General features: G+C 68.3%; 21 protein-coding genes. 8 read left to right on the forward strand and 13 right to left on the reverse strand.

Annotated elements, in window-relative coordinates; all coding sequences use genetic code 11:
• Positions 1 to 76 precede the first annotated feature (76 nt).
• The 3 genes from NS4_RS17585 to NS4_RS17595 all read left to right on the forward strand — a co-directional run bounded on the left by NS4_RS17585 (position 77) and on the right by NS4_RS17595 (position 3,391).
• A complete protein-coding gene (locus NS4_RS17585) occupies positions 77 to 1,273 on the forward strand; it encodes a hypothetical protein (protein ID WP_063060612.1) in 1,197 nt (398 codons plus the stop codon).
• Between the two features lie 193 nt (positions 1,274 to 1,466).
• A complete protein-coding gene (gene glyA, locus NS4_RS17590; RefSeq protein WP_063060662.1) occupies positions 1,467 to 2,759 on the forward strand; it encodes a serine hydroxymethyltransferase in 1,293 nt (430 codons plus the stop codon).
• Positions 2,760 to 2,977: 218 nt separating this feature from the next.
• Positions 2,978 to 3,391: a limonene-1,2-epoxide hydrolase family protein gene (locus NS4_RS17595; RefSeq protein WP_063060613.1), complete on the forward strand. Its 414-nt coding sequence runs from the start codon at positions 2,978 to 2,980 to the stop codon at positions 3,389 to 3,391.
• A gap of 79 nt (positions 3,392 to 3,470) precedes the next feature.
• Here NS4_RS17595 and phoH2 read toward each other — a convergent pair whose 3' ends face one another.
• Positions 3,471 to 4,820: an RNA 5'-3' helicase PhoH2 gene (gene phoH2, locus NS4_RS17600; protein WP_063060614.1), complete on the reverse strand. Its 1,350-nt coding sequence runs from the start codon at positions 4,818 to 4,820 to the stop codon at positions 3,471 to 3,473.
• Between the two features lie 403 nt (positions 4,821 to 5,223).
• Positions 5,224 to 5,607 (reverse strand): DUF488 domain-containing protein, encoded by a 384-nt coding sequence (locus NS4_RS17605; RefSeq protein WP_063060615.1) that lies wholly within the window; start codon positions 5,605 to 5,607, stop codon positions 5,224 to 5,226.
• Positions 5,608 to 5,637: 30 nt separating this feature from the next.
• On the opposite strand from NS4_RS17605, the gene NS4_RS17610 reads away from it, so the two are divergent.
• Entirely contained in the window at positions 5,638 to 5,991 is a 354-nt protein-coding gene (locus tag NS4_RS17610) for a hypothetical protein (protein ID WP_245665486.1), read from the forward strand.
• A gap of 61 nt (positions 5,992 to 6,052) precedes the next feature.
• On the opposite strand, the gene NS4_RS17615 is transcribed toward NS4_RS17610, so the two are convergent.
• Complete coding sequence (locus NS4_RS17615) at positions 6,053 to 7,138, reverse strand: epoxide hydrolase family protein (protein ID WP_063060616.1); 1,086 nt, start codon at positions 7,136 to 7,138, stop codon at positions 6,053 to 6,055.
• Between the two features lie 85 nt (positions 7,139 to 7,223).
• Here NS4_RS17615 and NS4_RS17620 point away from each other — a divergent pair, with 85 nt between their 5' ends.
• The gene (locus NS4_RS17620; RefSeq protein ID WP_063060617.1) at positions 7,224 to 7,910 is read left to right on the forward strand and encodes a TetR/AcrR family transcriptional regulator; all 687 of its coding nucleotides are present in this window, start codon (positions 7,224 to 7,226) and stop codon (positions 7,908 to 7,910) included.
• Here NS4_RS17620 and NS4_RS17625 read toward each other — a convergent pair.
• From NS4_RS17625 to adh, 3 genes are all read right to left on the reverse strand, one after another.
• Entirely contained in the window at positions 7,898 to 8,371 is a 474-nt protein-coding gene (locus tag NS4_RS17625; RefSeq protein ID WP_063060618.1) for a VOC family protein, read from the reverse strand. The two genes, NS4_RS17620 and NS4_RS17625, sit on opposite strands and share 13 nt — an antisense overlap.
• 169 nt (positions 8,372 to 8,540) lie before the next feature.
• Positions 8,541 to 8,942 (reverse strand): DUF779 domain-containing protein, encoded by a 402-nt coding sequence (locus NS4_RS17630; protein ID WP_063060619.1) that lies wholly within the window; start codon positions 8,940 to 8,942, stop codon positions 8,541 to 8,543.
• Positions 8,942 to 10,459, reverse strand: coding sequence for an aldehyde dehydrogenase (gene adh / locus NS4_RS17635; protein ID WP_063060663.1), 1,518 nt, complete (start codon positions 10,457 to 10,459; stop codon positions 8,942 to 8,944). The genes NS4_RS17630 and adh overlap by 1 nt, the downstream gene beginning before the upstream one ends.
• Before the next feature lie 288 nt (positions 10,460 to 10,747).
• Between adh and NS4_RS17640 the strand changes: the two genes are divergently transcribed.
• A complete protein-coding gene (locus NS4_RS17640) occupies positions 10,748 to 12,148 on the forward strand; it encodes a class II fumarate hydratase (RefSeq protein WP_063060620.1) in 1,401 nt (466 codons plus the stop codon).
• A gap of 84 nt (positions 12,149 to 12,232) precedes the next feature.
• Here NS4_RS17640 and NS4_RS17645 read toward each other — a convergent pair whose 3' ends face one another.
• From NS4_RS17645 to glpX, 3 genes are all read right to left on the reverse strand, one after another.
• A complete protein-coding gene (locus NS4_RS17645) occupies positions 12,233 to 13,090 on the reverse strand; it encodes an acyl-ACP desaturase (RefSeq protein ID WP_169811774.1) in 858 nt (285 codons plus the stop codon).
• Between the two features lie 202 nt (positions 13,091 to 13,292).
• Entirely contained in the window at positions 13,293 to 13,916 is a 624-nt protein-coding gene (locus NS4_RS17650; RefSeq protein ID WP_063060665.1) for an LGFP repeat-containing protein, read from the reverse strand.
• A 261-nt stretch (positions 13,917 to 14,177) separates the two neighbouring features.
• Positions 14,178 to 15,221 carry a class II fructose-bisphosphatase gene (gene glpX, locus NS4_RS17655; protein WP_063060621.1) on the reverse strand — a complete coding sequence of 348 codons (1,044 nt, stop codon included), beginning with the start codon at positions 15,219 to 15,221 and terminating at the stop codon, positions 14,178 to 14,180.
• Positions 15,222 to 15,352: 131 nt separating this feature from the next.
• Here glpX and NS4_RS17660 point away from each other — a divergent pair, with 131 nt between their 5' ends.
• Positions 15,353 to 15,922: a DUF4245 domain-containing protein gene (locus NS4_RS17660; protein WP_063060622.1), complete on the forward strand. Its 570-nt coding sequence runs from the start codon at positions 15,353 to 15,355 to the stop codon at positions 15,920 to 15,922.
• 23 nt (positions 15,923 to 15,945) lie between these two features.
• Here the strand turns inward: NS4_RS17660 and NS4_RS17665 are convergent, their stop codons facing one another.
• The 3 genes from NS4_RS17665 to NS4_RS17675 form a co-directional block, all read right to left on the reverse strand.
• The gene (locus NS4_RS17665) at positions 15,946 to 16,179 is read right to left on the reverse strand and encodes an exodeoxyribonuclease VII small subunit (protein WP_063060623.1); all 234 of its coding nucleotides are present in this window, start codon (positions 16,177 to 16,179) and stop codon (positions 15,946 to 15,948) included.
• 2 nt (positions 16,180 to 16,181) lie between these two features.
• Complete coding sequence (xseA, locus tag NS4_RS17670) at positions 16,182 to 17,420, reverse strand: exodeoxyribonuclease VII large subunit (RefSeq protein WP_245665495.1); 1,239 nt, start codon at positions 17,418 to 17,420, stop codon at positions 16,182 to 16,184.
• A 95-nt stretch (positions 17,421 to 17,515) separates the two neighbouring features.
• Positions 17,516 to 18,247 carry a lipid droplet-associated protein gene (locus NS4_RS17675; RefSeq protein ID WP_063060625.1) on the reverse strand — a complete coding sequence of 244 codons (732 nt, stop codon included), beginning with the start codon at positions 18,245 to 18,247 and terminating at the stop codon, positions 17,516 to 17,518.
• A 325-nt stretch (positions 18,248 to 18,572) separates the two neighbouring features.
• On the opposite strand from NS4_RS17675, the gene NS4_RS17680 reads away from it, so the two are divergent.
• On the forward strand, positions 18,573 to 19,580 hold the full coding sequence (locus NS4_RS17680; protein WP_039826533.1) for a 4-hydroxy-3-methylbut-2-enyl diphosphate reductase: 1,008 nt from the start codon (positions 18,573 to 18,575) through the stop codon (positions 19,578 to 19,580).
• Positions 19,581 to 19,622: 42 nt separating this feature from the next.
• Here the strand turns inward: NS4_RS17680 and NS4_RS32825 are convergent, their stop codons facing one another.
• Entirely contained in the window at positions 19,623 to 20,591 is a 969-nt protein-coding gene (locus tag NS4_RS32825; protein WP_174552105.1) for a DUF6542 domain-containing protein, read from the reverse strand.
• Positions 20,592 to 20,696 lie beyond the last annotated feature (105 nt).

Raw genomic sequence — 20,696 nt, forward strand, 5'->3', positions numbered from 1 at the left:
GGGTGACCTGCCATATGTTGTCTCATTGCGGCCGTACGCGGATCGCCGAAGGCCTCCGCCCATTAGGGTCGAGGCCATGGAAGCCCATCCCCTGGTGATCGAATACCTGCGGCTCGGTCTGGCATTCGATCGGATCGAAAAGGGATTCGTCGACGCCTACACCGCCGACCCGCGGCTGCGGCGCGAGGTCGAGAACGCGCCGAAGCCCGAACCCCGGGATCTGGCCAGGACGGCGGCGCGGTTGCGTGCGGAACTGCCGAACGCCGGCCTGACCGCCCAGCGGTCCGAGTTCATCGATGTGCATCTGCGGGCGCTGGAATGCTCGGGCCGCAAGTTCGCCGGCGACGATATCGGCTTCGTCGACGAGGTCCGCGCCTATTTCGACGTCGAGATCGCGCCCGGTGATCCCGCCGACTACCAGGAGGCACACCGCAGGATCGACGAGGTCCTGGGCGGATCGGGGCCGTTGACGGAGCGGATGGCGGCCCATCGCAAAGCCGACGAGATCCCGCCGGAAAAGCTCGAGGCCTGCGTCGAAGCGTTCTCCGGCGCGCTGCGCGAACTGGTCCGTGCCCGGTACCCGCTGCCCGACCACGAACACGTCACCTACGAGGTGGTCGGCGACAAGCCGTGGTCCGGTTTCAACTATTACCTCGGCAACTACCGTTCGACGGTCGCCATCAACTCCGATCTGCGCCAGCACATGGCGAATCTGCCCCGGCTCATCTCGCACGAGTCCTACCCGGGGCACCACACCGAGCACTGCCGCAAGGAAGCCGGCCTGGTGGCCGCCGGGCAGGCCGAACAGACGATCTTCCTGGTCAACACCCCGCAGTGCCTGATGGCCGAAGGTCTGGCAGACCTGGCGTTGCGCTCGATCGTCGGGCCCGGCTGGGGCCGGTGGGCTCAGGAGATCTACGCCGACCTCGGACTGCGGTTCGACGGTGAACGCGCCGAACGGCTCGCCGAGGCCTCCGGACAGCTGCTCGGGGTCCGGCAGGACGCCGCGCTCATGCTGCACGACCAGGGCAAGGACGCCGACGAGGTGGCCGCTTTCCTGGAGCGCTGGTCGCTGACCACCCCCGACCGTGCCCGCCAGTCGCTGCGCTTCCTGTCCTCACCGCTGTGGCGGGCCTACATCAGCACCTACGTGGAGGGCTACCGGTTGCTGGGCGGCTGGCTCGACCGCGCCACCGACGAGGACGACCGCGCCGACCGCTTCCGCCGTCTGCTGGACGAACCTCTGATCCCCTCCGCCCTCCGCGCCGCCTGACCGGGCACCCCGCGCACGGCGTCTCGTGAACACTGACGAAGTCGTGGGTTACCGAGGCCGATCATGTGCACCTGTGAGGCCCGGCCCCGTCATTTCCCGACGGCAGGCGTTCGGGGTCACGAGGGCTGCGGGCACGCCCCGCCGAAGGCGGGGCAATTGAACGCGGCCCCGAGGTGACTCATACACTGGCGTGGTGACGCAGACGACCGCCTCTGTCAATACCCAGTCTCTCGGTGAACTCGATCCCGAACTCGCCACCGCGATGGCGGGTGAGCTCGCCCGCGAACGCGACACCCTGGAGATGATCGCGTCGGAGAACTTCGTGCCGCGCGCGGTGTTGCAGGCCCAGGGCAGTGTGCTCACCAACAAGTACGCCGAGGGTTACCCCGGTCGTCGCTATTACGGCGGCTGCGAACACGTCGACGTGGTCGAGAACCTCGCCCGGGAACGCGCCAAGGCGCTGTTCGGCGCCGACTTCGCGAATGTGCAGCCGCATTCGGGCGCTCAGGCCAATGCCGCGGTGCTGATGTCGCTGCTCGATCCGGGCGACCGTCTGCTCGGCCTGGACCTGGCCCACGGCGGCCACCTCACCCACGGCATGCGGCTGAACTTCTCGGGCAAGCTGTACGACGTCCACTCCTACGGGGTCTCCAAGGAAGACCACCGCGTGGATATGGACAACGTGCGGGCGATCGCGCGGGAGGCGCGGCCGAAGGTGATCGTCGCCGGATGGTCGGCGTACCCGCGGCATCAGGATTTCGCGGCGTTCCGGGAGATCGCCGACGAGGTCGGCGCCTACCTGTGGGTCGATATGGCGCATTTCGCCGGACTGGTCGCCGCCGGCCTGCACCCCTCCCCGGTCCCGCACGCCGATGTGGTCTCCTCCACCGTCCACAAAACCCTCGGCGGCCCCCGCTCGGGCCTCATTCTGGCGAAGCAGGACTACGCCAAGAAGCTCAACAGTTCGGTGTTCCCCGGGCAGCAGGGCGGCCCGTTGATGCATGTCATCGCCGCGAAAGCGGTCGCGTTCAAGATCGCCGGGACCCCCGAGTTCGCCGAACGCCAGCAGCGCACCGTGACCGGCGCCAAGATTCTCGCCGAACGCCTGACCGGCGCCGACGTCGCGGGTAAGGGCATCAGCGTCCTCACCGGCGGCACCGACGTCCACCTGGTCCTGGTCGACCTGCGCAACTCCGACCTCGACGGCCAGCAGGGCGAAGACCTGCTGCACGAGGTCGGGATCACGGTCAACCGCAACGCCGTCCCCTTCGACCCGCGTCCGCCGATGGTCACCTCCGGTCTGCGTATCGGCACCGCCGCCCTGGCCACCCGCGGCTTCGGCGACACCGAGTTCACCGAGGTCGCCGATATCATCGCCACCGCCCTCGCCGGCGGCGCCGACCTGGACGCCCTGCGCGGCCGGGTCAAGAAACTCGCCAACGACTTCCCGCTGTACCAGGGCCTGGAGGACTGGAACCTGGTGTAATTCCCACATCCTCCCGGTGCCGAGTTCGGCGAGGCCCACAAAGGGTCGAGGCCCGTCCCGCCCTTGGCCGAAAGTGCTCAACGGTCGCGCTCTATGGTCGGACCACCGCACATTGCATGCGGCGAAGCCGCGAGTCTCGAGGCCTGAACAGCGGGACCAGGGGGGCTCGACCCCGCGCGCCGGAGGCGCGCCGACAAACACTGCCCTAGGCTCGGGCAATGGATACCGATCTGAGTCAGGAAGCGGTCACCACGGTCCGCGAGTTCTTCACCGCGATGGAGATCGGCGCGCTCGACGAGGCGCTGGAGCTGGTGCATCCCGATATCGTCTGGAAGAACACCTCGCTGCCGGATGTGCGCGGGGCGCGGCGGGTCGCGAAGTTGCTACGGGGCCTGGACCGGGAGCAGTTCGGGTTCTCGGCGCAGATGCACCATATCGCCGCGGACGGATCGGTGGTGCTCACCGATCGCACCGATGTGCTGCGGTTCGGGCCGGTGCGCATCTCGTTCTGGGTGATGGGCACCTTCGAGTTGCGCGACGGCCGGATCGTGCTGTGGCACGACCATTTCAGCTGGGAGAACTTTCTGCGCGGTACCGCGATCGGGGTCGCGAAGGCGATTTTCGGCCGCTGATCTGCCGGGTCGCGATGATGCGGACGCCGTTCGAGAGCGCCGTGGAGCGCTCTCGAACGGCTGTGTCGTGCGCCGGGCCCTACGCGTTGGGCCCGTATTCCTCCAGCATCTCGGTGACCAGGGCGGCGATCGGCGACCGCTCACTGCGGGTGAGGGTGATATGCGCGAACAAGGGGTGGCCCTTGAGCTTTTCGACCACCGCGGCGACACCGTCGTGCCGGCCGACCCGTAGATTGTCGCGCTGCGCCACATCATGGGTCAGGACCACCCGGGAACCGCTGCCGAGCCGGCTCAGTACCGTCAGCAGGACATTGCGTTCCAGTGACTGGGCTTCGTCCACGATCACGAACGAATCGTGCAGCGACCGGCCTCGGATATGGGTCAGCGGGAGGACTTCCAGCATGTCCCGGCTGAGCACCTCCTCCATGACCTCGCGGCTGGCCAGGCCGTCCAGTGTGTCGAAGACGGCCTGGGCCCACGGGCCCATCTTCTCGTTCTCGGTGCCCGGCAGATAGCCGAGTTCCTGACCGCCCACCGCGTAGAGCGGCCGGAAGACCACGACCTTGCGCTGAGTGCGCTTCTCCAGCACCGCTTCCAGACCGGCGGTGAGTGCCAGCGCGGATTTACCGGTGCCGGCGCGGCCGCCCAGCGAGACGATGCCGACGCTCTCGTCGAGCAACAAATCCAATGCGACGCGCTGTTCCGCGGAGCGGCCGTGCAGCCCGAACGCCTCCCGTTCCCGCACCAGCTGCACCCGCTTGTCCGGTGTCACCCGGCCGAGAGCGCTGGAACTGCTGCCGAGGAGCCGGATTCCGGTGTGGCAGGGCAGTTCTCGTGCCTCGTCGAGATCGACGGCCGATTCGCTGTAGAGCCGGTCGACGACTTCGGAGGCGGTGTCGATCTCGACCATGCCCGTCCAGCCGGAGGTCACCACATCCTGTGCGTGATATCCCTCCGCCCGTAGACCTACCGCGCTGGCCTTCACCCGCATCGGGATGTCCTTGGACACCAACACCACCTGGCATCCGTCGGCCGCGAGATTCAACGCGCAGGCCAGGATGCGGGAATCGTTGCTCTCGGTGCGGAAACCGACCGGCAACACCGAGGGGTCGGTGTGGTTCAGTTCCACCTGCAACGTGCCGCCGTCGGTACCTATCGGCAGCGGTTCGTCGAGCCGGCCGTGGGCCACCCGCAGATCGTCGAGCATGCGCAGCGCCTCGCGGGCGAACCAGCCGAGTTCGTGATGGTGTCGTTTACCTTCGAGTTCGCTGATCACGACCAGCGGCAACACCACATGATGTTCGCCGAACCGGGTCACTGCCCAGGGATCCGACAGCAGCACGGAGGTGTCGATGACGAAGGTTTTCAAACCTTTCTTGATGAAGCGAGAATTCGCCGAAGGGGCGGATACGGAGCGATTATCAGTCACGGTAGGCTCCTATGGTCTGCGCGGCACCCACACAGACAGTCTCGCTGGGCCGGTAGGTCCGGATGGCTGCCGACGTAGTGCGTCAGTGGCCACGAGGACCGGGTGCCGGCCCCCTCGTACTGAGTTTCTCAGTCACGGTCAGGACCTCCCGAGCGAACCGCAACGTGCGACCCGCCACTCCGAAGCTACCTCCTCACCACCCTTGTGCGCTCGGAGAAATGCGGGAGGCTTTGGTGAATTCGCTGTGAACTGGCCCCGGTTCGGCCGGTTTCACGCAGGTCAGCCATGGTATCGACCATCCTCGACCGATTCGGATCAGGTATCGGCGCAATTCGCGGCATCCCGGCGCCGGGGCGGCGTGTTCGCTCCGGGTTCACCGACGTGTCGCCCGCTGCGGGCGCCATCAGCCGCCCAGCAGCTCCACGAGTACCGGAACGTGGCTGTGACCCGGCTCTTTGACCGCGGTGACCAGAGTCACCGGCGGACTGCCCTCGGCGCGCTCCCGCAACCGGTGCAGTGTCTCGCGGGCTGCGGGCTCGGCGAGTTCGGCCCGGTAGCGGTCGGCGAATTCGGTGCGCCGGCCGTCGGGGTCTTCGTGGAACCAGCGGCGCAACTCGGTCGAGGGAGTGATCTCCTTGGCCCATTCGTCGATCTCGGCCGCGGCCTTGGCCAGGCCGCGCGGCCACAGGCGGTCGACGAGCACCCGGTATCCGTCGTCGGCCGCGGGAGCCTCGTAGACGCGTTTGACCTGGAAGCCGGGCGGTGGGGTGAGGGTTTCGTCGGTCATCGGGTCATCGCAGCACGGTATCGGCCCGGAGTGGGTACGCCACGCGGCGACGGCCCGGTCGCCCTGCCCGAAACCGGGCCGGAACGCGGCGCCGGGATTAGAGTCGGCGATATGACCCAGTACGAGGAGTTGGACAAGCTCTCGTCGAAGGAACTGCACGACCGCGCGGTCAGGCTCGCGGTGCGCCACGGTGATATCCGCTTCCTCTGGGAGCTACTGACCCGGATCCCGGCGGCGGAGGCCACCGCGGGCCGGGCCGGGGAGAGCGAGGCCGATATCAAATGGGTGGTACCGATGCTCGACGACTATGTTCACGCCGGTGACGGTGAACTCGCCGAGGCGCTGCGCGGCTTCTACCTGGAGTACCTGAAGGAGCATTCCTGAGGCGTTGCGCACAACGTGCACCGCGGATCCGCCGTGGTGCGCGGATCGCCACGGCCTCGGCTCACTCGCCGCGGTATTCGCCGAAGAACGCGGTGATCTCGGCGGCCATGAGATCCGCCGCGACATGGTGCAGGTAGTGGGTGTGCACTTCGTGCGTACGCCACGACACGATGTGGTGGTCCCGCTCGGCGAACCGCCGGATGCCGTGGAAATCGCCGGTCGAGCCGCACAGTGCCAGCGGCACCGTCGACGGCGCGGTGGGAGCGGGGGCCTTGTCCTTCTCGAAGTAGTGCCGGATCGCCGAACCCGTCGTACCGGTGAACCAGTGGACGGCGATATTGGCGATCACGAACTCGTCGTCCAGGTCCGGGCCCAGGAGCTGTCCGTTCCAGCCGAGCAGACCCGACGGTGAATCCGCGAGGGCGTGCGCGAGGGTCTGCGGCTGCTGTGACTGCAGCACATTGAAACCCATCTTGTTCGCCACGAACCAGTTCAGGGTTTCCAGTGATCGCTGCTCGTCGGCATTCAGGTCCGTCAGCTCGGCAGGATCGCCCGACGGGAACGAATACACCTGGGCCACATGTATTCCCATGACCCGGTCCGGTGCGACACGGCCCAGTTCGACCGAGATGGACGATCCGCCGTCGTTGCCCACCGCGCCGTATCGCGTGTAGCCGAGCCGGCTCATGAGCTCGGCCCACGCGCGGGCTATCCGCTGGTCGTTCCAGCCCTTCTCGCTGGTGGGTCCGGAAAAACCGTAACCGGGCACCGAGGGGACGACGAGATCGAAGCCCGCGGCGGTCAGCGGCTCGATCAGGCGCAGGTATTCGATGAAGGTGCCGGGCCAGCCGTGGGTGAGGACGAGCGGGAACCCGGTGCCCTGCTGCGCGCGTACGTGCAGGAAATGGATCCGCTGACCGTCGATCTCGGTCACGAAGTGGGGGTGGGTGTTGAGCTGCTCCTCCATCTTCCGCCAATCGAGCTGTAGCCAGTGCTCCGCCAGGGCGCGTACCCGGTCCACGCTCACGCCGTACTCCTCGCCGGAGCCCGGGATCTGATCGGCCCAGCGGGTGCGCTGGAGCCGGGTGCGCAGCTCGTCGACATCGGCCTGGGGGATCTCGATGCGGAAAGGCTGGATGGTGGCCATAGCTGATCCTTATCTTGGAACGGAATGATTTGTTCCGTTAATCTAACAGAACGGAACATTCCGTTTCAAGTGATATGCTCGACACATGCCGAAATCAGCGAAAACACCTGCTCACAAGCCCCTGGCCGGACGTAGAGCGCAGGCCGCCCGCAACGACAGTCTGGTTCTGGAAGCTGCCCGGGAGGTGTTCCTGGCCGAGCCGAAGGCCCCGATCGCCGCGGTGGCCGAACGGGCGGGTGTCGGGATCAGCGCGCTCTACCGGCGCTATCCCAGCAAGGAAGCGCTACTACGCACGCTGTGTCACGAGGGGCTGCGCCGCTACAACGCGGAGGCCGACGCCGCGCTGGCCGAACCCGACGGCTGGCAGGCCCTGGTGGGATTCCTGCAGCGAGTGGTAGACGCCGATGTGCACTCCCTGACGGTCCATCTCGCGGGTACCTTCGAGCCCGATCCCGCGATGCGGCCCGATGTGGCGCACGCCGACGAGGTGAACACGGAATTGGTGCGCCGCGCCCATGCGTCGGGCCGACTGCGGGAAGGAGTGACCCCGCAGGACATCGGCCTGATATTGGAAGCGTGCGCCGCCGTGGCGACGCCGGACCGGCAGCGCACCGCGCAACTGCGCCGCCGGGTGCTCGCGGTCCTGATCGCCGGATTGACCGCCGAGGGCGAGCTACCGGGCCCACCGCCGCGGCCGGGTGAGTTCGCCTGGCGCTGGCAACGCTCTGGAACCCACCCGGCGCGGCCGCCGGAAGAGGGTCAGCCGGCGTAGGCCTCGCGCATGGCCTGTACGTCGATCTTCGTCATCTGGTACATGGCGGCGAGAGCGCGGTCGACCGCCACCGGATCGTCACCGGAGAGCAGTTCGTTGGCCTCGCTGGGCCAGATCTGCCACGGCACCCCGTACTTGTCGTTGAGCCAGCCGCACTGGACCTCCTCGCCGCCGTCGGCGAGCAGCGCCTCCCACAGGCGGTCCACCTCGGCCTGATCGTCACAGTTGACCAGTAGTGACATGGCGTGGGTGTAGTGGTAGTCGCCGCCGCCGTTGATAGCGGTGAACTGCTGGCCGGCGAGCTGGAAATCGACCAGCATCACCGTCCCCGCCTCCCGCATCCCCGACTCCGTATAGCGCTGCACCCCGGTGATCTTCCCGTCCGGGAACAGCGAACAGTAGAACTCCGCGGCCTCCTCGGCCTGAGTGTCGTACCAGAGATTGGTGACGATCTTCTGCATGACGATCCTCCTCGGCTGACGGCTGGTATGCACTGACGACGGATCCCGGAGCCGGAATTGATCGGCTCCGGCCGGATTCGATCGATGATCCGGTACCGGGCCGACGCGTACCGCCCGACCCGCCGGGCCCGATCGGCAGTAGTCCGGGCCGGCGGATTCGCCGCAGCGGTCAGTCGGCGAGGTCCGCGCCCGTCGGCGGTGGCGGCGCGGCCTCGAGGCGGAGGAACTCCTCATCGGTGAGCAGCCGGGACCGGATCAGGAACCGCACACCCTCCGGCGCCTCCAGCGAGAATCCACTCCCGCGCCCGGGCACCACGTCCACGGTCAGATGGGTGTGCTTCCAGTACTGGTACTGGTCCGCGCTCATCCAGAACGGGGTGTCCACATCCACCTGCCCCAGCAGCACATCCTGCGCCCCGACCCGGAACTCGCCCCGCGGATAACACATGGGTGCGCTGCCGTCGCAGCACCCGCCGGACTGGTGGAACATCACCGGACCGTGCCGTTCGATCAGCTCGTGCAGCAGATCGGCGGCGGTCGCGGTGAGTTCCACCCGGTTCGGGTCCGGCATCAGAAGAACCCGAGCTTCTGCGGTGAGTAGCTGACCAGCAGGTTCTTGGTCTGCTGGTAGTGGTCCAGCATCTGCGCGTGGTTCTCCCGGCCGATACCCGACTTCTTGTAGCCGCCGAACGCCGCGTGCGCCGGATAGGCGTGATAGCAGTTCGTCCACACGCGGCCGGCCTTGATACCGCGGCCGAGCCGGTAGGCGGTATTACCGTCCCGGGTCCATACACCCGCGCCGAGACCGTAGAGGGTGTCGTTCGCGATCTTCAGGGCCTCCTCGGTGGAATCGAAAGTGGTGACCGAGACGACCGGGCCGAAAATCTCCTCCTGGAAGATGCGCATATCGTTGCTGCCCTTGAAGATGGTCGGCTCCACGTAGTAGCCGTTCGGGTAGCCCTCGACCGAACGGGAACCGCCGCCGGTGAGAACCTCGGCGCCTTCCTTCTTGCCGATATCGATGTAGGACAAGATCTTTTCGAGCTGGTCGTTACTGGCCTGCGCGCCGATCATGGTCGCGTCATCGAGCGGATCGCCGCTCACGATGGCCTTGGTGCGCTCCACACAGCGGGCCATGAACTCGTCGTAGATCGACGAATGCACGAGCGCCCGCGACGGACAGGTGCAGACCTCACCCTGGTTCAGCGCGAACATCACGAAACCCTCGACCGCCTTGTCCAGGAAATCGTCGTCGGCCGCCATGACATCCGGCAGGAAGATGTTCGGACTCTTCCCGCCCAGTTCCAGGGTGACCGGGATGATGTTCTCGCTCGCGTACTGCATGATCAACCGGCCCGTGGTGGTCTCCCCGGTGAACGCCACCTTCGCCACCCGCGGACTCGACGCCAGCGGCTTACCGGTCTCGACCCCGAAACCGTTCACCACATTCAGCACCCCGGGGGGCAACAGGTCGGCGATCAGCTCGACCACCTTCATGATCGACGCCGGCGTCTGCTCGGCCGGTTTCAGCACTACCGCGTTACCGGCCGCCAGCGCAGGCGCCAGTTTCCAGGTGGCCATGAGAATCGGGAAATTCCACGGAATGATCTGCCCCACCACACCCAGCGGCTCGTGGAAGTGATAGGCGATGGTATCGGCGTCGATTTCGCTGATTCCGCCCTCCTGAGCGCGGATGGCGCCGGCGAAATACCGGAAATGATCCACGGCCAGCGGCAGGTCCGCCGCCTTCGTCTCCCGGACCGGCTTCCCGTTCTCCCAGGTCTCCGCGACCGCCAGCGCCTCCAGATTCTCCTCGATCCGGTCCGCGATCTTGTTGAGGATATTCGCCCGCTCGGTGGTGGAAGTGGCCCCCCACCCGTCGGCGGCCGCATGCGCGGCATCCAGCGCCAGTTCCACATCGGGTGCGGTGGAACGTGCTACCTCGCAGAAGGTCTCGCCATCGACCGGTGACGGATTGTCGAAGTATTTTCCCTCGACGGGCGCGGTCCACTCACCCCCGATGAAATTGTCGTATCGGCGGGCATAGCTGACGATGCTGCCGTCGGCACCGGGCTTGGCGTAGGTCATGACGAACTCCTCGGTCGACTCGGGCGCTGAACGCACGCCGGATAAAGCGTGATGTACCTCACTATGCCGCGTAACGGACGGTGGTACGCCGTGTTCGCGACGAAACGTGGGATCGATTCCGGCGGGTCCCGGATCGGAGCTGGTCGAGATGGCGGTATCCGGAAGGCGACGTTTACGGCGGGGACGTGTTCGCAATCGCACGAGCCTGCCGTGGTCGGGCCGGGGCCAGACCTCACGCGTGGCACGTCGGACGCCAACTTCGTCGGGTCCCGGCATAGGGTCGGGAACATGAGCGAGGAGAAGCAGTACCGCATCGAGCGCGACACCATGGGCGAGGTCCGCGTTCCGGTGGATGCGCTGTGGCGTGCCCAGACTCAGCGGGCGGTGGAGAACTTCCCCATCAGCGGGCGGGGGCTGGAGCGGGCGCAGATCCGGGCGCTCGGGCTGTTGAAGGGGGCCTGCGCGGTGGTCAACCGGGATCTGGGGCTGCTCGACGACGAACGGGCCGCGGCGATCGTCGCGGCCGCCACCGAGATCGCGGAGGGCCGCCACGACGACCAGTTCCCGATCGATGTGTTCCAGACCGGGTCGGGGACCAGTTCGAATATGAACGCCAACGAGGTGATCGCCTCGATCGCGGCCGCGGGCGGGGTCACCGTGCACCCGAACGACCACGTGAACATGTCCCAGTCGTCGAACGACACCTTCCCGACCGCGACCCATCTGGCCGCCACCGAGGCCGTGATCAAGGATCTGCTGCCTGCGCTCGAGCATCTGCGGCTGGCGCTGCTGGACAAGGCGACCGAATGGCGCACGGTGGTGAAATCGGGGCGTACCCATCTGATGGACGCGGTCCCGGTGACGCTGGGTCAGGAGTTCGGTGGCTACACCCGGCAGGTCGCGGCGGGTATGGAGCGGTTGATGGCGACGCTGCCGCGGTTGGGCGAACTGCCGATCGGCGGTACCGCGGTCGGGACCGGGCTGAACGCACCCGCCGGGTTCGGGGAAAAGGTGGTGGCGGAGTTGGTACGGGCCACCGGGCTCGACGCGCTGACCGAGGCCCAGGATCATTTCGAGGCGCAGGCGGCGCGGGACGGGCTGGTGGAGGTCTCCGGGGCGCTGCGCACGGTCGCGGTGAGCCTGACCAAGATCGCCAACGATATCCGCTGGATGGGTTCGGGTCCGCTGACCGGGCTGGGTGAACTGCAACTGCCCGACCTGCAGCCGGGTAGTTCGATCATGCCGGGGAAGGTGAATCCGGTGCTGCCGGAGGCGGTCACCCAGGTGGCGGCGCAGGTGATCGGAAACGATGCCGCGGTCGCCTTCGCGGGGGCGGGCGGGCATTTCGAGCTGAACGTCTACATTCCGGTGATGGCGCGTAATGTGCTCGAATCCATCCGGCTGCTGGCGGCGGTGTCGCGGTTGTTCGCCGACCGGTGTGTGCACGGACTGATCGCCGATACCGAACGGCTGCGTACCCTCGCCGAATCCTCGCCTTCCATTGTGACCCCGCTGAACTCGGCGATCGGTTACGAGGAAGCTGCGGCGGTGGCCAAACAGGCCCTGCGGGAGCAGAAGACGATCCGTCAGACGGTGATCGATCGGGGACTGATCGGAGACGCGCTCAGCGAGGAAGAACTCGACCAGCGCCTGGACGTGCTGTCCATGACGAATATCGACAACGACTGAGGCCGTGCCGCCCGGGAATCCGGGGTGAGGGCAGCCGGTGCGACGCGACCGCTGGTCGACGGTCGCGTCGCACCGTAGACGGATTCAGGACCGGAAGCGGGCCAGCTCTTCGCGGGCCGCTTCGCCGGATTCGCCGAGGTCGCTACGGCCGAACACATCCCAGCGCCGCAGCAGCGGCGCGAAGATCAGCTCGTCCTGCTTCTCCGGATCGTAGATACCGGCATCGGCCAGCGCCTCGTCGCTGCTGCGCCCGTCGGGCAGAGTGACCGAGGGGACCCGGAACGCGGCGACCTGGTCGGCGACGGCACGCATGGTCTGGTCCGGGGCCTCGTCGAAACCGGCTGCGACGAGGTCGGCGAATACCGCGGCCTGCCGCTCATCGTCTTCCGCGATCCGCTCGCTGATCGCGGTGATCAGCGGGTTCTCCCCGAGCGCGGCGGTATTGCGATGGCGCACGGCGGCGGCCGTCTCCTCGAACGCGCAGGCGGCCAGCACATCCAGCAGATGCAGCGGTGCGCGCCGGAAACCGTCGGTCATATGACCCATCCGCAGTCGTTCCAGCTCCACCGGGTCGCAGGCACGGGTGACCATCAGGTAGTTGCGGATCACCACGGAGTGCCGGGCCTCCTCGGCGGTCCAGCGGCCCACCCAGCGCCACCACGCGCCGGTGCGCAGATATTTGCCGATCTCGCGGTGGTACGAGGGCAGATTGTCGGCGATCAACACGCTCACGGTGAGCGCCAGCCGGGCGGTATCGCTGAGCTCGGACTGCGCGGGGTCCCAGTCCTCGCCGCCGAGGAAAGCGAAGTTGCGACCGTCGTCCCACGGGACGAAGTCGTGCGGCTGCCATTCGTCGGCGATCTCGGTATGGCGCCGCATGGTCAGTTCCACCTCTACCGCGAGCGATTCCAGCAGGTCGCGGTCGGTCAACAGTTTCTGCACGCACACACGGTAGCGGGTCGGACCGCGTACGGGGTGAGCGCCGGGGCCGGGTTGGGGAATATCGGCGATCCGGCCGGCGCGGGTGGGGTACTCGCACAATCGGCCCATTCCCCGGAAGTGAACGGAGATTCCGGATCATCCGACGCGCGGGCTCGGCTGGCGCCCGGGGCGCCCACTCCCGCGGGCGCCCCGAGCACTGGATTCACTTCTCGGTGACCGTGGTGGAACGGTCCGAGGAGTTCCAGGTGATGGTGCCGCCCTCGAACTCGCTCTTCTTGCCCTCCGGGGTGGTCTCCTCGTCGGAGGTGGGGAAGCCGAGTTGGCCGTCCGCGCCGCCGTTGGCCTCCCATGCCTCGCGGATATCGCCCCAGACGATATGGGCGCCGGTGTCCTCGCTGAAGAAGACGGTGCCGCCGGAGAAGTTCTGGTACCGACCGCCGTCACCGGCGACCTGCTCCTCGCCCTCGGGCATACCGAGTGTGCCGGTCGGACCGCCGGCCTCGGTGTACTTCTGATAGATGCTGCCCTTCACGGCGACTTCGTTGCCGTCCGGGGTCTGCACCCTGGTTTCGCCGGCATCGGCATTGGGGTCCTCGTCAGGGGTGGCCGAGCCCTCGGCGCCTGTCGTCTCGGTGGGCGAGCCCTCGGCGCCCGGGGAGGCGGAGGGGGCGCCGGTGCCGGTGTTGCCGCCGGGCATCACCGCCGAGGTCAGGGAGCCGACGGTATCCGACACCGAGTTGTCGTCGTCACCGCAACCGGCGACGAGCAGCCCCGCGGCGGCGAGTGCCATGGTGAATCCGGCCGAACGTCGAGCGAAGTGGTGCATGTCCATCCTCTCGCGACAGGCCGGTGTGATGGACGGGCAGGTCGTGGTGGTTCATCACTCCGGCTGTGGGTTCGGCAACGCGGCGGCTACCGGGCGCGAATATCCGTGACGTTGCCAGTTCGGTGGCCACGCGGATATTACCCGCAAACATCGAGGATAGATCCGTATGCCGGAAAGTTGCTGGACACGGCGGGTGTGTGCCCGGCGCGCCGGAGAGGCCCTGTGCGGTCCGGAGGAGTGCCCGGACCGCACGCGCGCCGATCAGGGCAGCGGCGGGGCGGCGTGCTCGTCGCCGTGGAAATCGACCGACGAGTATTCGCGCAGTTTCGTGAGCCGGTGGTAGGCGTCGATCATGCGGACCGTGCCCGATTTCGACCGCATGACGATGGACTGGGTGGACGCGCCGCCGCCGTAGTAGCGGACTCCGCGCAGCAGGTCTCCGTCGGTGACGCCGGTGGCGCAGAAAAAGACGTTCTCCCCGGCCACCAGATCCTCGGTGACCAGCACCCGGTCCAGGTCGTGTCCGGCGTCGAGCGCCTTCTGCCGCTCTTCGTCGTCCTTGGGGGCGAGCTTGCCCTGCAGCGCGCCGCCCATACAGCGCATCGCCGCGGCGGCGATGATGCCCTCGGGAGTGCCGCCGATACCGACCAGGATGTCGGTCCCGGAATCGGGTCGCGCGGCGGCGATGGCGCCGGCCACGTCACCGTCGGAGATCAAGCGGATCCGGGCGCCGGCGTCACGGATCTCCTGGATCAGGCCGCTGTGGCGGGGGCGGTCCAGGATGCACACGGTGATATCGGAGACCGAGGCGTGCTTGGCCTTGGCGACCTTGCGGATGTTTTCCCCGATGGGCGCCGAGATATCGATCACGTCGGCGGCGTCGGGGCCGACGGCGATCTTCTGCATGTAGAACACCGCCGAGGGGTCGAACATGGCGCCGCGTTCGGCGACCGCCAGCACCGAGATGGCGCCGGGGGACCCCTTCGACATCAGTGTGGTGCCGTCGATCGGGTCGACGGCGAAATCGACCTCCGGACCGGTGCCGTCACCCACGTTCTCGCCGTTGTACAGCATGGGCGCTTCGTCCTTCTCGCCCTCGCCGATCACCACGACGCCGCTCATGGATACCGAGCTGACCAGCTGCCGCATGGCATCCACGGCCGCCCCGTCACCGCCTTCTTTGTCGCCCTTGCCCACCCAGCGCCCCGCTGCCATGGCGCCGGCTTCGGTGACGCGGACGAGTTCGAGCGCGAGGTTGCGATCGGGCGCCTCGCGGCGGCTCGAAGCGGGCGAAGATGCCGTCATAGCGGGTGCCTCCTAGGTTGTGTAACTTGCCGTAATTGTCGCATCGCCGGATTGCGTGCCGGTGATCACCTGGTACGGCAGTACCGGGGGCGGCGCGGGGCCCCGCCGCTACCACGATGGATACTGGGAGCGTGCCGAACAAGAAGCCACGCATCATGAACGACTACCGGGATCTGTTCTGGTCGTTGATCCCGTTGGTGCTGATCGCCGTGGTGTTCGCCGGACTGACCAGTCAGTGCAGTTTCTCCGCGACCGGTCCCACCCAGGGCACGATACCGAGTTTCGATGCCGCCGCGGCGCTGCGCTCGGACGCGCAGAACCTGTCGTTCCCGATCCGCGAACCGGCCCTCCCGCAGAATTGGCAGCCGAATTCCGGCAGCCGCGACACGATCACCGAACGCGGCGGTGGCACGGTCAGCACCATCGGTTATGTCACCGGTGTGGGCACCTATATGGAACTCGACCAGAGCGACGCCACCGAAGAGGTCCTGGCCCGGCATATCGCGGGCACCCGGTATGCCACCGGTACCCGGGATGTCGCCGGGCGGAAATGGGTGGTCTACCAGGAGCCCGGCGCCGAACCCGCGTGGGTGGCCGATTTCGGGGACAGCCGAGTGCTGATCCGGGGCGCCGGCAATACCGAGGCCTTCGAGACCCTGGCCGCCGCGGTGGTGGCCGCCCGGCCGCTACCGGCCACCTGAACGGTCAGCGGTGTAGGCGCGAATCATTGCGCGTCGTCGGATTCGGCCAGAGCTTTCTCGATCCGCTGCCGCGCCCCGGCCAGATGCTCTTCGCACCGGTTGGCGAGGGCCTCGCCGCGTTCCCAGAGCGCCAGAGCGTCGTCGAGGTCCATCCCGCCCTGCTCCAGCATCTTCACCACGCCGGCCAGCTCGTCGCGGGCGCGTTCGTAGCCGAGGCCGGCGATATCGGCCAGATCGTCGGTGCCGGGGTCGGGCACGGTCAGGTCCTCTCGGAGTCGTCGGAGCGGGTGGGGGAGCCGCGTTCGCCGAGCCGTTCGGTGCCGAGGGCGGCGGCGGAGATCGCGCCGTCACCGACCCGGATACGCAACTGGCTGCCCGCGGGCGAATCGTCTATCGCGCGCACCACATGGCGTTCGGGTCCGGTCACCCGCTGCACGACAGCGTAGCCGCGGGCCAGGGTGGCGGCCGGGCCGACCGCGGTCAGCTGGCGCCGCAGATGGTCGGTGGTCACCGATTCGGCGCGGACCAGGCTCTCGGCGCAGCGGCGGGTCGCGGCGCGCAGGCGTTCGATCTCGTCGTGCCGGTGGCCGAGATCGCGCAGGGGGTCGGCCAGGACCGGGCGTGACCTCAGTTGTCGCAGTGCCGCCGCCTCCCGTGCGACCCAGCCGCGCAGTGCCGCCGCCGACCGGGCGCGCAGTTCCCGGACGAGCGCGGTCTCCGCGGCGGCGTCGGGCACGATACGTTTGGCCGCATCCGTCGGGGTGGCCGCGCGCAAATCCGCGACCAGGTCGGACACCGGGGAATCGGGTTCGTGACCGATAGCGCTGACGATGGGGGTGGTCGCGGCGACGATGGCCCGGCACAGGGTCTCGTCGGAGAAGGGCAGCAGATCCTCCACGCTGCCGCCGCCGCGGGCGAGCACGATCACCTCGACGGCCGGGTCGCGATCGAGCGCCGCCAGCGCGTCGAGGATCTGCGGGACCGCGGACGGGCCCTGTACCGCGGTATTGCGGACCTCGAACCGTACCGCGGGCCAGCGGTCCCGTGCCACGCTCAGCACATCGCGTTCGGCGGCGCTGCCGCGGCCGGTGATCAGCCCGATGGTGGCGGGCAGGAAGGGGACCGGGCGTTTGAGCCGCGGATCGAACAGGCCCTCGGCATCCAGCAAAGCCTTCAATCGTTCGATCCGTGCCAGCAGTTCGCCGACGCCGACCGGGCGGATCTCGGAGATCCGCAGCGACAGGGTGCCGCGGCCGGGGAAGAAGGAGAGCTTGCCGTAGACCACCACCCGGCTGCCCTCCTGCAGCGGGACGGGGGAGGCGCGCAACAGGGCCGGGTCGCAGGTCACCGACAGCGACATATCGGCGGCCGGATCGCGCAGCACCAGGAAGGCGGTGCGGGTGCCGGGCCGCAGGTTGATCTGGGTGAGCTGGCCTTCCACCCAGACACTGCCGAGCCGGTCGATCCACTGGGCGACCTTCATCGACACCGAGCGCACCGGCCAGGGCTGCTCGGCGGAATTGGCGGGGGCGGGTGCCTGCCCGGGTCGGCCGGAACCGCTCCGGCCGACCGCGGGCGCGGGATCGGCCTCGGTCACTGGGCTCGCACGGTGGCGATCCGGTTGGTCAGCATGGTCACGAACGCGGCGCGATCCAGGGTGCGCTGTTCGTAGTCGAGCAGGGCGACCAGATCGGTGACCGTGAGCGTGCGCAGCCGTCCGCGCAGCTGGGCGAGGGTCATGTTCGGGTAGTCGTAGCGGGCGCCGACCTCGGGGAGTACGGGTCCGGCCGCGGGCTCGGGTTCGGCGACGGGCTCGGGATCGGCCGTGGCGGCGGATTCGGGTCCGTCGACCGCGGCCGCGCCGGCCACCGTGAGATCGTCGGCCGCGTCACCGGGGTCGACCGTGGCCTCGGTGTCGAAGGCGTGCGCCGCGGGCACCGGGTCGCCGTTCTGGATCGCGCGCAGCCCGGCCAGGGTTTCCTGCAGGGCCAGTTCCACCTCGGCCGGATCGGATTCGAAGCGGTCGAAACCACTGTTGCGTCGCCGCGAGGTCTGGCCCGGCTCGCGCGCCGGCGGGTCGTCGTCCTCGTCGAAGGTGGCCCATTCGGGCTGTTCCTCGGGACGGTTGATGATCCGGTCGAAAACCGAATCGCCCTTGATCGCCAGACTGGTGACGAACTGCTGGACGTGCATCCCCGTCTGCAGTAATTGGCTTACCGCGGTGAGCGGTAATTTCGCCGCTGCCGAAGGCAGCCGTCGCGTCTCCTCGAGAACGTAGACGGCGGCTCCGGCGGCGACGCGGGCCAGGAACGGTGGTCGAAACATGGTAATAGCCTGCCCGATATGGCGGGGTACGCAAAAGAGGGTGCGCGTACCCGGCAAGCCGCGGCCGGATCGGTGGGTTTCTCGCCGTCGGGCGCGGGCCGCCGCGGTGGGAGCTGCGACGGACATCCACATCGGCGCCGGGCGGGACCGGCGGGTGAACCTGCACACCTCTCCCCGAGGCGATGCCGCCGGTGGCCGGTGGCGTGCTGCGGCCGGAGGCCGCCGGTGAGCGGGGGAACGGACCGAACAGGTGGTCGGGACGCGGCCCTCGCGCCGGGGTGCACGGCCGCAGCGGTCGCCGAGGTACGCACGTATTCTGTGGGGCATGTCCTCGGCAATACCGTTGAATGTCGGAATCGCTCGCTCGGCCGGCGCCGCGACCGCCGCCCCCGAAGGAAAACGAGTGCTGCTCGCCGAACCGCGCGGATACTGCGCGGGTGTGGACCGTGCCGTCGAGACCGTGGAAAAGGCGCTGGAAAAGCACGGCGCGCCGATTTATGTCCGTAAGGAAATCGTGCACAACCGCCACGTGGTGGAAACGCTGCGCGAGCGCGGCGTGATCTTCGTCGACACCACCGACGAAGTTCCCGAGGGGGAGCTGGTGGTGTTCTCCGCGCACGGTGTCTCGCCCGCGGTCCACGCGACCGCCGCCGAGCGCAACCTGCGCACCATCGACGCGACCTGTCCGCTGGTGACCAAGGTCCATCAGGAGGCCAAACGCTTCGCCCGCGACGACTACGACATCCTGCTGATCGGCCACGAGGGCCACGAGGAGGTCGAAGGAACGGCCGGTGAGGCCCCCGAGCACGTACAACTGGTCGACGGACCCGACGCGGTCGAGAAGGTGACCGTGCGCGACGAGTCGAAGGTGATCTGGCTGTCGCAGACCACGCTGAGCGTGGACGAGACCATGGAGACGGTGTCGCGGCTGCGGGAGAAGTTCCCGGCGCTGCAGGACCCGCCCAGTGACGATATCTGCTATGCCACCCAGAACCGGCAGGTCGCGGTGAAGGCGATGGCACCGGAATGCGATCTGGTGATCGTCGTGGGCTCGCGCAACTCGTCGAACTCGGTGCGCCTGGTGGAGGTGGCTCTCGGCGCCGGGGCCCGCGCGTCGTACCTGGTGGACTACGCGCGCGAGGTGGACCCGGCGTGGCTCGAAGGAGTGACCACGGTCGGGATCACCTCCGGCGCGTCGGTCCCCGAGATCCTGGTGCGCGGGGTGCTGGACATGCTCGCCGAACACGGGTTCGGCGAGGTCCAGCCGGTGACCACGGCGAACGAGACCCTAGTGTTCGCGCTGCCGCGGGAATTGCGGGCCGCTCGGCGCTGACCGCGCTCACCTAGGCGCTCACCGGCGGCGACGGGCCCGCGCTCACCGGCGTTCGGGTCGCCGCCGTTCCGGGATGGGTTCGCGGACCCGGGCGGTCTGCGGCGCCCGGGCCGGTTCGCCCCGGCGGGAGTTCGCGCGCACCGGTTCGTCCGGTACCGGAGCCGCCGGGCGGGCGGGCCGGTGCGGGCGCATCTCGCGGGTGCGGGGTGCGGCGCCCCGCGCGGCCGGCTCGGCGGGCGGGCGGCCCCGGCCGCCGCGGCGGGGGGATTCGTCGAACGATTCGTGGGTGTAATCGGGTTCGGGGTTCTCGGGCCGTTTCGGCCGCGCCTTCGCCTTGGTCCTGCCGTTGGCCTTGGACCGTGCCGCCAAGGTCTCGGCGCGCGAGGGTTTGCTCCCGCGACCCGTCTTGCCCTCGCCCAGGGGACGCTTCGCCTGTCCGCGGCTCGGCCGCTTCGCGGTCTCGCGGCGGGGCCGGTTCTCCGCCCGTTCCTTGGCCTCGCCGCGGGTCGCGCGCCGTTCGCTACGACCCCAGCTCGTGCCGCGCCGGGCGGCGGCGGTCTCGCGGGCCGCGTTCTCCGAGCGGAACTGCGCGATCCGGATCCCGGCGATGATCAGCACCAGGACGGTGGCCAGCATCATCGGCGGGAAACGGTGCACCAGCGGGATCGCCAGGTTCAGCAGGATGTCCTTGAGGGAAGCGGTGCTGGTCCCGGTGAGCTGGCGATAGGCGATCGGCACGGCCACGAACAGCAATAGCGGCGGTAACACCATCGTGGTGAACAGGCCGCGGAACCGCACCGCCGCCACCGCCGCCAGACATCCGAGGATGTAGAACGCGCTGAAGGTGCCGGTCAGGTCCGTGACGTCGCCGAGGGCATCGATGAGGAAACCCAGGAAGGTGCAGGTCGCAGCGATGAGAACCGCGGCATAGGCCGGGACACCCGGCACCGTCGGCAATAACGAACGTTGCGGCGCGGGCACCCGGGAATTCACTCGTTGGGAAGCAGCCACGTCCTGAACACTATCCTCCGGAAGGGTCGACTGTGTTACGGCACGGCGGGTCCGGCTCCGCGATTGTGCGGAAACGGTGGTCGGCGACGGTATTCATACCGTCGA

The sequence above is a fragment of the Nocardia sienata NBRC 100364 genome (assembly GCF_001613205.1).
Lineage (GTDB): Bacteria > Actinomycetota > Actinomycetes > Mycobacteriales > Mycobacteriaceae > Nocardia > Nocardia sienata.